The sequence below is a fragment of the Achromobacter sp. Marseille-Q4962 genome (assembly GCF_943737005.1).
Taxonomy (GTDB): domain Bacteria; phylum Pseudomonadota; class Gammaproteobacteria; order Burkholderiales; family Burkholderiaceae_B; genus Achromobacter.
Map to the genome: position 1 here is coordinate 161,083 of NZ_CALSFU010000013.1, position 10,748 is coordinate 171,830.

A 10,748-nucleotide genomic window follows, 5' to 3' on the forward strand; every position below is an offset into this window, starting at 1 on the left:
CACCTCGCTGGCCTGCCGCGTCCCGGCCAGCACCTTCTATTCTGATCACTATGAAAGACTCCCATAGCGCTCCGCCCGCTGTGGCGGTGGCCAACGACATTGCATTGCGCCAGCTGCTGCGCCCGGTCGCCCACTACATGGCGGACGATGCGGTGCGCGAGATCACGATTCCGCGCCCCGGCCTCATTCTGACCCGGCAGAACGGCCGCTGGCACGAGCACGAAGACGCGGCCCTCACGTTCGGATACTTGGACGCCCTCGTGTCCGCCATGGCCAGCTACAACAACGTGAACTTTACCCCCATCATGTCCCTGGTGCTGCCGGATGGGGAACGGGGCCAAGTTGCCAGGCCTCCAGCCGTCATTGATGGCACGTTGTCCATCAACATTCGCAAGCACAGCAGCCTGGTCAAGACGCTCGACGAGCTGCAGGCCGAAGGCGCGTTCGAGAAGTGGGTGGACGTCAGCGGCGGCGGCGATCACGCAGCGGCGGCGGTGACCCCTCAAGATCGGAAGCTGCTCGAGCTCAAGCAGCAACGGCGCATGCGCGAGTTTCTGGAACTTGCCGTCAAGAGCTGCAAAAACATTATCGTGGCCGGCAAGACCGGATCGGGGAAGACCACCTTCGCGCGTAGCCTGATCGAATGCGTGCCGGTCACGGAACGGATTCTGACGATCGAGGACGTGCACGAACTGTTCCTGCCTAACCATCCGAATCGCGTTCACATGATCTACGGCACTGGCGCGGGGCGCATGTCGGCCACCGACTGCATTGCAGCCGCAATGCGCAGTTCGCCAGATCGCATCTTCCTGTCCGAGCTGCGCGGTCCAGAAGCCTGGGACTACCTGAACGCGCTCAATACGGGCCACCCTGGATCGGTAACCACGACCCATGCCAATAGCGCAGCCGATACGTACAGCCGTGTAGCGCTGTTGGTTAAGCAATCCATAGCCGGTAATGCCATGGATCTCGACACGATCCTGCGCTACTTGCATTCGACCTTGGACATCGCGCTCTACTTCGCTGACTACAAGCTCGTCGAAGTCTATTTCAACCCCGGCGCCAGCGCCGGCCTTTGATTGTCCCTGCCCTCGACGCATCCGCGTCGTCCCGCATTCCCCGGAGACTTCCATGACCCACGCGAACCGCCAACGCGGCGCGCAGGAAGCGCGCACCCGCATGGCGTACAGAATCATGCAGCAAGTGTACGAACGTGGCCAAGCCGAAGGCCAAACGCTCGAGCAAATTCATCTCGCGATCCGCGACGCCTATCCCTGGGGCGAGCGCCGCGCCTGGCCGTACAAGGCCTGGCTCCTGGCTCGCCGCGAGTTCTACGAAAGACACGGCCTGCCGCTGCGGCCGCGCGCCTCGATCGCTGAAACGGTGCAGGAGGATGGCGCGTGAGCGGCCCGAGCTGGACAAATCCTTTACCCGGTAAGAATCTGCTGCAGCACAAGGGGCGGCCATGAGCATTGAAGCAACAAAATGGGCCAGGTTGGCCAACGTCGAAAAATCATCGTCCAAGCTCATCCTGCTGAACCTCGCCATGTTGGTGCGCTACGACGCAGAGGAATGGACCGTGTTTGCCTCGATCGAGTACCTGAGCAAGGTCACCCACCTGAATCGCAAAACGGTTATCGAAGCGCTGGGCCGGTTGCGCAAGCTGGGCGCCATTCAGGATACCGGACACCGTACGGGCGAGAACCGCAGCTGCATCGTCTATCGATTGTGTCCCAACGCCGTGCCGCTCGTGGGCCTGCCCCCTGCATTCGGTGTAAACGCAGGCAATGTCAGTGCGTCAACGCAGACCGAACCAGACGATGGCGGAGCCGGGCCAAGCAATGAACCCGATGGAGAGCCTGACCACGACCGCCGAGTATCCGAGGCGGTCACGCCTGCGGAGATAGCGAGCGCGGCGGCCGAAGAGGTGCACGAGATAGGATGCGCCGCGGTGGCCACAGGCGTGCGGCAGGCGCTTGTCAAGACAGATCATGAACCTACGGCTGCAGAACGACCTGGCCGGCTCCGGCATGGCCAGCACGCAGCCGCCGCCGGTGCCGCACCCACGCGGCTGCCCGCGGGATGGACACTGCCAGAGCGCTGGCGCGTTTGGGCAGCGCGCGAACGGCCGCACTGGAATCCGGAGAAGATCGACGCCATGGCGGCCACCTTCGCGGCGTACATGCGTTCACGCCCTGGTGACGCTGGCATGTCGTCGGACTGGTTCGAGTCGTGGCGGCTTTGGGTCTTCCGGGAATGGGAGCCCAAGGCTTCGCGCACTCCGTGGCATGCCACCTGGGGCGGCATTGTCGCCAAAGGCAAGAGCCTCGGACTGAGCATTCGCCCGAACGAGCCGGAAGCCTGGTTCAAGCAGCGCGTATTCCAAGCTGCCGGCATGCCACCGCCGCACTGAACGTTATCCACAGCATGGACCAATTTTGGAACTAGTCCCAAATTCGGGCCAGGCCCAAAAAGGTCTTTCGCCCGGCCCAATTTTGGCAGCGGCCAGGCCCAAAAACGGCCTGATGCTAGTCCCAAAAACGGTACTCAATAGGTATTTATAGGTTTTATAGGTTTGAGAGAGAGTCGCGCGCGAGGCGCCGGCCGCAAATTGAGCGCCGATCCGCCTACCCCTCCGGTCGCTTCGCTCCCTTCGCCCCGCCGCCTGCGGCGTCGGCCTGAAACCCATAGGTTCAGTCCCCCTCCCCGCCGGCGCTGCGCGCCGCCGGGCGGGGGAAAGGTAGCCCCCCTGGGCGCTGGCGAGCCGATGGCCTCGCCGCGCCCTGCCCACAACCGCCTTTTCCCGTAGCCTCCAAGGCGGCCTGCCAAGGCCCCTGCGATTCGGCCAGGCACGACGTTGTACGTGGCAATCCCAAGAAGGCGAGTCCCCATCCCGGCGGCAACACCGGCCGGCGGGATGGGGATGCATGGCCCCCAAGCGCGGGGGCATGCTGCCCCCCTGGCCGGCCGCCTGTCGGCGGCCGCGCTTCCGACCCCCCGGGGGAACCGCAACGGTTCCCCCACGCCCGCAAGCGGGCGCGGCTCCCCCTCCTGTCAACCCCGTATCCAGCCCGGTTCCCCCGGGCATTTCACCATGCAGAAAAGAAGCACTCCTCCTGACGGCGTGCACGTGGACATCGTTCGGCAGCTGAACGCGCTTGAGCATGCTGAGCAGCACGCCAGAATCCGGGCCCTGTTACCGGTGATTGACCACCTTGTCAGCGTCGGCGTGTCACACGCCGCGATCGTTTCCACGTTGGCGAACGCCGGCGTCCCGATGACAAGAGGTGCCTTGCGAAAGGCGCTCTATCGCTGGCGCAAACGGCAGGCGGCGGAACCCGCGTGCATGCCTTCGCCTGCCATTTCCGCCCCATCGCCACCCGTCCCTGCGCTGCCGACACCCACGGCTGCCACTACCGGCGGCGGCCTCATGAGCAAGGCTGACCTCGTCCGCCTTCGCACTTCCAACGACATTGACCTCAACGAGCTGGCCGAGATCGGCCGGCAGAAATAGGAGTAAGCCCCCATGAACGAAGCCATTCTGGCCACCCAGACCCCGCTGAAAATCGCCGTCCTCAACTACTCCGGCACCGTCGGCAAGACCACAGTCACGAGCCACGTGCTCGCCCCGCGTATCCAGGACGCGGAAATCATCGCGGTGGAATCCACCAACGAAAGCGCGGCTGATCTCGGCCTGGACGTCGAACAGATTCGCGGTGGCCATTTCGGCCGCCTGTTTCGCAAGCTGCTGATGGCCGAGGCCGCCATCGTCGACGTGGGTGCTTCCAACATCGAAGACTTCCTGACTGAACTGGTGAAGTACGATCAGGCACACCTGGAGATCGACTACTACGTGCTGCCGGTGATCCCGCTGGGCAAAGCCCAGCGCGAAACCATCAAGACGATCCAGGCTTTGGCCGAAATCGGTGTTCCTGCGGAGCGCGTGCGCGTGCTCTTCAATCGCGTTGACGCCGATGTGAAGGAGGAATTCGCCGCGATATTCGGTTACGCCAGGAAGGCCGGCGGTTTCGTAGCCAACCCGGAGGCCGCCATCTTCGAGAACGAAGTCTTCGACCTCCTGGGCAACAAACGCACGACCATCAAGGAAATTCTGTCCGACCAGAAGGACTACCGGCAGGCTCTGCGGGAAGCGGCCCGCGACGACGTCAAGCTGATCTCGCACCTGAGCGACATGCACGCCCTGCAGTCGCTCGCTCGGCCCGTCGATCGCCAGCTCGACCGCGCCTTCAATGCGCTCCTCGCGTAGGAGGCCGCCATGTCCGATACGCAAATTGGCGGGCCGCCTCCTGCCGTGCCCGCACGCAGCAAGGTGGAGCTGCTCTACCAAGAAATCCTCCGGGAGAGCCACCAGCTTGTCGGGCGCATGGAGTTGCTGACGCAGCGCCAGGAGGAGATGCAGCAATCGCTGCAATCGCTACCGGCCGTCATCCGCCGGGCGGGACAGGAAGCCGCCAGCCAGGCGGCGGACCAGTCCACCCGCTCGATGTTGGAGGCTGGCCGAACGATTGCGCATCTCACCGGCGAACTGCGCGTGACCAGCCGTGCCGCCGCGTCCGCAGTGCCGGCCGTCGCTTGGCGCACGGGCTTGCTCTGCATGGCAAGCGCGTTCTTCGGAACCGCGCTCTGCACGACGCTGATCATGCTTTTCAACCATTCCTGACCAATGTTCCGGCCGGCGAGGCTCCGAAGAGCCCGCCGGCATCACATGCCACCTCGTGGCCCGTCCTCAAGGAAAACCATGGCACCGTACACCCGACGGCGAATCATTCGCTTCGCCATCCTCTTTCTGCCCTTGACCTTCTGGCTGCTGACCGCCAAGGTGATGTCGGGCGTTCCCTTCAGTCAAATCACATGGCTGGTTCTGTCCAACTGGATCATTGCCACCCCGTCCCATATCCTGCTGATTACTGCGCCTGTCGTTGGGCTGATCTTGGCAGTGAGCCTGGCCATCGCTCTGAAGCGCCATTCGAAAAAGAAGGGATTCGACGGAGCGGGATACAAGATCCACATACGCGGCACCAAGGTGGTCCCGATCAAGAAACTGCGCAAGCTGTGCCATGAACAGGGAGTTCAACAGATCAATGTGGCAGGCGTGCCGATGCCCACACGCGTCGAGAACCTCCATATTCTGCTGAACGGCGCAACCGGCAGCGGCAAATCAGTCCTTTTGAGAAACTTGGTTTTTTCCGCACTGGTTCGCGGTGATCGCATCGTCGCCGTCGATCCCAACGGAGACCTCTACAGCAAATTTGGCCGCCCCAGCGACGTCCTGCTCAATCCGTATGACCAGCGCACCCAAGGTTGGTCGTTCTTCAACGAGGTTCGTGCTGACTATGACTGGAAGCGCCTGGCACTGAATGTTGTGCCGTTGGGCAAGGATGCCCAGGCGGAAGAATGGAACGGCTACGCTCGGCTGCTACTGCGTGAAACCGCACGCAAGCTCTACGAGTTGGGCACGCCGTCCATTGATGAATTGTTCCGTTGGACAACCATCGCCTCGGACAAGGATTTACGCGCCTTTCTGGCAGGCACGCTTGCGGAATCGTTGTTCGCTGGCTCGTCCGAGGCCAACAAAGCGCTCACCAGCGCCCGCTTCGTGCTGTCGAAGTATCTGGCGGAACACTGCTCCATGCCAGCAGGCAAGTTCAGCATCCGAGACTGGATGGAGACCGGCACGGGCAGTCTGTTCATCACCTGGCGCGAGGACATGAAGGAGGCAATGAAGCCGCTCATCTCGTCGTTCGTCGACGTGTTCTGCTCCGCCCTCCTTTCGCTGCCTGAAGACCAAGCCCGCCGCTGGTGGCTCGTTATCGACGAGCTCGGCTCGATGGAGAAGATGGCCAGTCTCGAGGACTTCCTCACCAAGGGGCGAAAAAACGGAGGCCGGGCTGTGGCTGGGCTGCAGTCGGTTTCGCAGCTTGACGACATCTTTGGCGAGAAGATGTCGCAAACGCTGCGGGCCAGCTTCCGTTCGCTGGTCGTGCTCGGTGGCTCCAAGACCGACCCCGAAACGGCGCAGGAAATGTCCAAGGCTCTTGGCGAGCACGAAGTCGCGCGGCCTGAGTATACGGATAGTCGCAACCCGGGAAGCGCACGCAGCACAAGCGAACGCATGGAGCGCAAGACCGAACCCGTCGTGACAGCCGCACAAATTCAATCCTTGCCTGATCTCTGGGGCTGGATCGCTTTCGCGGGTGACCGGCCGATCGCAAAGTTCAAGCTTGAGCCCGTCAACTTCGCCATTCGGCATGCCCCCTTCATTGAGGCCAAGCGTGCGGGCGCTCACGGAGCTGCGCATCCAGCACCCAGCGAAGCTCGAGCTTGGTGGCAGGCAGAACTGCCTGAAGATCCCACGATCGCCGCCTAATGTTGTCGCACTGGCCGCCAGCCACCTGGCGGCCTTCTGATTTGGAAGCGAAATGATCTCTCTCAAGACGATTCACCGCAGCGCCGCCACCAAGGCGTCGCACTACTATGCCGACCAGAAGGACGACTACTACAGCCGTGACGGCGCGGCTGCCCAGTGGCAAGGCAAGGCCGCCCAGGCGTTGGGGTTGAGCGGCGTTGTGGATCCGGCCGACCTGCAACGGGCTTTGCGCGGCGAGTTCGGGCCGGGCGTGCGCCTTTCCCGATCCGTTCGTCATGATGCCAAGGCTCGGGCCGCGCTCGACATGACATTCTCCCCGCCCAAGAGCGTGAGCATTCAGGCTCTCGTCGGCAAGGACGGCTCCGTCATCGAGGCACATGATCGAGCGGTGAGCAAGGCGCTCGAATTCTTGGAGAAGGAGTTGGTGCGCGCCCGCCAGACGGAGAAAGGCGTGACCACGATGGAGCGGACCGGAAATGCCGCCATCGCCAAGTTCCGCCATGAAACCGCGCGGCCGACGCACGGAGCATACTCCGACCCCCAGCTTCACACGCACGCCCTGGTCCTGAACATTACCCAACGTGCGGACGGCTCCTGGACCGCCATGTCCAATGATGATGTCTATCGCCTGGTGTCGCTCGTGCAGTCCATCTACTCGGCCGAGCTGGCCACTGAACTGGAGCGGGTCGGGCACGCCATTCGATATGAAGGCAAGAACTTTGAGCTTGCCCACATCTCCCGTGAGCAGATTGAAGCGTACTCGAAGCGGTCCCAGGACATCAACGCCGAGCTGGCCGCCCTCGGCGAAAGTCGCGTCACGGCGAGCCCAAAACTTAAACAGACGATTGCGCTCAAGACGCGCAATGACAAGGCTCCCGAGATCACGCGAGAGGAGCTGCAGGCGGACTGGAGCCGACAAGCCACGGAGATTGGCATTGATTTCGAGGCGGGCAAGGGTGAGCCGAAGAAGTCCAGGGAGTTGTCCGCCGAAGCTGCCGCGCTCATCGCTGACAATGCGCTGCACTGGGCGATCAAGCACCATACCGAGCGGGAATCGGTGGTCAAGGGCCGGGATCTGCTGAAAACTGCACTGGGGCGCGCGACCGGCACCGGTATTCGACTGGCCGACGTGAAGTCGGCTGTCAAGCGCTCGCTGGACAAGGGTCACCTCGTGTTGGGGACGCTGGAGTACCGCATGGCTCGAAGCCACGATGGTGCCGCGTTGACCCGGGCAGCCTGGGTCAACCAGCTGGTGAAGGACGGGCTGACCAAGAAGCAGGCCGAGGCCAAGGTGCGGCGCTCCATCGCCACCGGCGAGCTTGTGCCGAACGGCGCCAAGTACACCACACAGAAGGCGCGGGAACGGGAAAAGCGCATTCTGCAGATCGAACGAGAAGGACGCGGCCGCGTCAGGCCCATTCTGCAGGCTGAGGCAGCCAAGGCCGCACTGGCGGAACGCGGCCTGAAGCCTGGCCAATTGGCTGCCGCTGAACTGATTCTGGGCACAGCGGACCGCTTTGTCGGCGTCCAAGGCCTGGCTGGAACCGGCAAGTCCCACATGCTCGCCCAGGTAAAGGAGGCGGCTGAAGCCGCGGGATTTACCGTCAAGGCCGTTGCGTCCTACGGCAAACAGATCCAAGCGCTGCGCGAGCTGGGTATGGAAGCGCGCACCCTCGCGTCGGTGCTGGAGGCACACCAGCGCGACCGCTTCAAATTGGATCCGAATACTGTCCTGGTGATTGATGAAGCGGGGGTCGTGCCGGCGCGGATCATGGAACGGCTGATGCAGATGGCCGAGGCCGATGGCGCCCGCATCGTCATGCTGGGCGACACGGGCCAAACCAAGGCGATCGAGGCCGGGCGCCCCTTCCATCAATTGCAGAATGCCGGGATGGCCACCGCCGTGATGGGCGACATCATCCGCCAAAAAAAGGTCGAGCTGAAAGAAGCAGTGGAGCTTGCCGCCCATGGGAAGGCTGTTGAAGCCTTGGACGTCCTGGATGCCAAGCTCCAGGCGGTGCACGCCATCAAAGACGATGCGTCGCGCTACGACAAGATCGCCACGGAGTACGCGGCGCTGACCGCCGATGAGCGCCGAGAAACGCTGATTATCACCGGCACCAATGATTCCCGGAACGCGCTGAACGAAGCTGCCCACCAAAAACTCGGGCTGGCCGGCCGCGGTTTCGAGTTCGACCTGCTCACCCGCCGGGACACGACGCAGGCCGAGCGACGGGTGGCGAAGTATTACGTTTGCGACGACATCATCCAGCCCGAACGAACGTACAAGACGGGAAACCTGCAGGAGGGCCAAATGTATCGGGTTATCGGGACCGTTGCCGGCAAGCGGAACGAACTGGAGGTCGAGCACGTCGCCACCAAGGTTCGAACGACGTTAAATCCTGCGCGGGCGACGAAGATCTCCGTCTATCAGCCCTTGCGTGCGGAGCTATCCGCCGGAGACTGGGTGCGGGTGACGCGCCATAACGCGTCGCTCGACCTGGCCAACGGCGCGCGCTTGGAGGTCGTCGCGGTCACGCCCACGACGGTCACGGTCGCCGGCAGCGGCCGGCGTCTGGTGCTGGACGCCGCGACAGCCCCTTTGCACCTGGACCGCGCTTACGCCACCACAAGCCACAGTGCCCAGGGCCTGACCTGCGATCGCGCTTTGATAAACGCTGAAAGCTTCAGCCGCACCACCCAGCGTGACGTGTACTACGTGGCCATCTCCCGAGCTCGCCACCAGACCGAAATCTTCACCGACAACTTCGCCAAGCTGCGTGGCGTGGTGAATCGGCTCGAGGAGAAGACCGCGGCGCTGGATATCGGCCTGGAAGCGACCCGACCGTGGCGGCGCCAAGAAAAGGCTGCATCCATGGAAATCGGCGGAATTATGTAGCAAACGCACAAATTCAGAAGCCCGCAAAATCGCGGGCTTTGTGCATTTAATGAGGGGCTGAATCCATCGCAGTCAGTATGTCCTCTGCGAAATAGGCTTGTCCCCGTCTTGGCAAGCCAAGCGGCGGGCGCGAAATGGATAGTGGCTGCTGCCCCAGCCACGTCATGAAATGAGTTTGTAGCGAGTGCGGCATATCCTCGATGTAGACAATGGCCCCAGACAGTGGCTTGCCAAGTTCATCAACCGGCAGCCAGGCTGCAACTGCCTGACCTGACCAGTTCAAGCTATCTACTTGGCGCAGCAGGATGCCAGTGGCTGGCGCACTCGCCGGTACGGCTTGGCGACAAGCTGTGTCATCCATATCGACCAGGGCATTAATCGCGTCCGTCAGTGCGCTCGGAGCCGCATAAGACACCGACAGCATCCCATGCTTCTCCTTTATGTCCAGCCAATGAAAGCCTTCTCGTAGTTCGCCTTGAATCAGCACATCGACATTGGTGCACAAGGAAGAAATGGCCGACAGCCAGCTATCCGGTACGCTGTTATCGACTACTCGCCCGGCTTTGAACTGCCAAGAATAATGCCGATGAATGTCTTCACGCTCCATGCGATCTCCTTTGAAGCCGACGATGCTTACTGCAAAAGCTGGCCTACTGTTCGTTGTACAACGTCGGCAATTTCTCGCTTCCAGGCGGGAGCTTCATGTGTTGGTCGCAGGTTGCCGCATTGTTCAAGTAGCTCTCGAATGAGGGCAACATCCACTTGTCCCGAAACAAACAGCGCTTCAAACACGTCTTTGAACTGCGCCAAGGTAATCGGGATGATGTCCAGCCGCATTTTCTCATCGGTATTGGTGTACCAGATACCAATACGGAAGGTTTCAGCAGCGTTGGAGTCGATTCTGTTGGCGATGAACAAGCCGTAGACTGGTTTACCGGACTGCTCTTGGTAGAGCGCCACGAGGTCCGCCACATGGCGTCTTACCGGCTCTCCTTCCGCCGCTTCCTGGCGCGAGTTAGCCGTCAACGTGACTTCCACCACCAGTACAAAATCATCGAACTCGAAGATCAGATCCGGGCCATTGCCTGGAGCAGTGCCTACCGGCAGGAAATCCTGATCGATCTTGAAGCGGCGAGCCTCATAGGGTTTGTTGGCCAAGCTGTTGATAGCCAGGAAGGCTCGCCACAGCACCCACTCGAAATATGCTGGAGCCTCGGCCTGTGGTACTTCAATCTCTTCGCCATTAGAAAGAATCTTCCTGTTGCGGCGTGTGATGATCAGTTCCATGTAAGCAGCGATCTCTTCCCACACTGCTGCTTGCTGGGCTGCGTAGGTGAATTGCCCCGGGAATCGAGGAGGCTGTTTGGTTAAAGTACAGCGTTCATCGGCACAGAGTCAGAGTTGGTACGGAGATAGCGTTCTTCAGCCTGCGCAGGAGGAATATACCCGATGGACCCGAGC

The 10,748-nt window shown here is 61.8% G+C and carries 9 protein-coding genes and 2 pseudogenes; 9 read left to right on the forward strand and 2 right to left on the reverse strand.

Going from position 1 to position 10,748, the window contains the following annotated elements; genetic code table 11:
• Window positions 1–50: 50 nt before the first annotated feature.
• From virB11 to NGJ44_RS23200, 9 genes and pseudogenes are all read left to right on the forward strand, one after another.
• Window positions 51–1,079, forward strand: coding sequence for a P-type DNA transfer ATPase VirB11 (virB11, locus tag NGJ44_RS13540; RefSeq protein ID WP_053243656.1), 1,029 nt, complete (start codon window positions 51–53; stop codon window positions 1,077–1,079).
• Window positions 1,080–1,131: 52 nt separating this feature from the next.
• Window positions 1,132–1,404 carry a hypothetical protein gene (locus tag NGJ44_RS13545; protein WP_251864235.1) on the forward strand — a complete coding sequence of 91 codons (273 nt, stop codon included), beginning with the start codon at window positions 1,132–1,134 and terminating at the stop codon, window positions 1,402–1,404.
• A 61-nt stretch (window positions 1,405–1,465) separates the two neighbouring features.
• Entirely contained in the window at window positions 1,466–2,413 is a 948-nt protein-coding gene (locus tag NGJ44_RS13550; RefSeq protein WP_152967937.1) for a helix-turn-helix domain-containing protein, read from the forward strand.
• A gap of 681 nt (window positions 2,414–3,094) precedes the next feature.
• Complete coding sequence (locus NGJ44_RS13555; RefSeq protein WP_200907966.1) at window positions 3,095–3,514, forward strand: hypothetical protein; 420 nt, start codon at window positions 3,095–3,097, stop codon at window positions 3,512–3,514.
• Window positions 3,515–3,559: 45 nt separating this feature from the next.
• Window positions 3,560–4,267 carry a StbB family protein gene (stbB, locus tag NGJ44_RS13560; protein WP_053243696.1) on the forward strand — a complete coding sequence of 236 codons (708 nt, stop codon included), beginning with the start codon at window positions 3,560–3,562 and terminating at the stop codon, window positions 4,265–4,267.
• Between the two features lie 9 nt (window positions 4,268–4,276).
• Window positions 4,277–4,681, forward strand: a complete 405-nt coding sequence (locus NGJ44_RS13565) for a hypothetical protein (RefSeq protein WP_053243664.1) — start codon at window positions 4,277–4,279, stop codon at window positions 4,679–4,681.
• Between the two features lie 78 nt (window positions 4,682–4,759).
• A complete protein-coding gene (locus NGJ44_RS13570; RefSeq protein ID WP_082308179.1) occupies window positions 4,760–6,388 on the forward strand; it encodes a type IV secretion system DNA-binding domain-containing protein in 1,629 nt (542 codons plus the stop codon).
• Between the two features lie 52 nt (window positions 6,389–6,440).
• Window positions 6,441–7,319: pseudogene (gene mobF / locus NGJ44_RS23195) on the forward strand (MobF family relaxase); the annotation flags it as partial.
• Between the two features lie 264 nt (window positions 7,320–7,583).
• On the forward strand, window positions 7,584–9,287 hold the full coding sequence (locus tag NGJ44_RS23200) for an ATP-dependent DNA helicase (RefSeq protein WP_502802131.1): 1,704 nt from the start codon (window positions 7,584–7,586) through the stop codon (window positions 9,285–9,287).
• A gap of 46 nt (window positions 9,288–9,333) precedes the next feature.
• Here the strand turns inward: NGJ44_RS23200 and NGJ44_RS13580 are convergent, their stop codons facing one another.
• Complete coding sequence (locus NGJ44_RS13580) at window positions 9,334–9,894, reverse strand: hypothetical protein (RefSeq protein WP_251864237.1); 561 nt, start codon at window positions 9,892–9,894, stop codon at window positions 9,334–9,336.
• 26 nt (window positions 9,895–9,920) lie between these two features.
• Window positions 9,921–10,607: pseudogene (locus NGJ44_RS13585) on the reverse strand (AlwI family type II restriction endonuclease); the annotation flags it as partial.
• Between the last annotated feature and the right edge of the window lie 141 nt (window positions 10,608–10,748).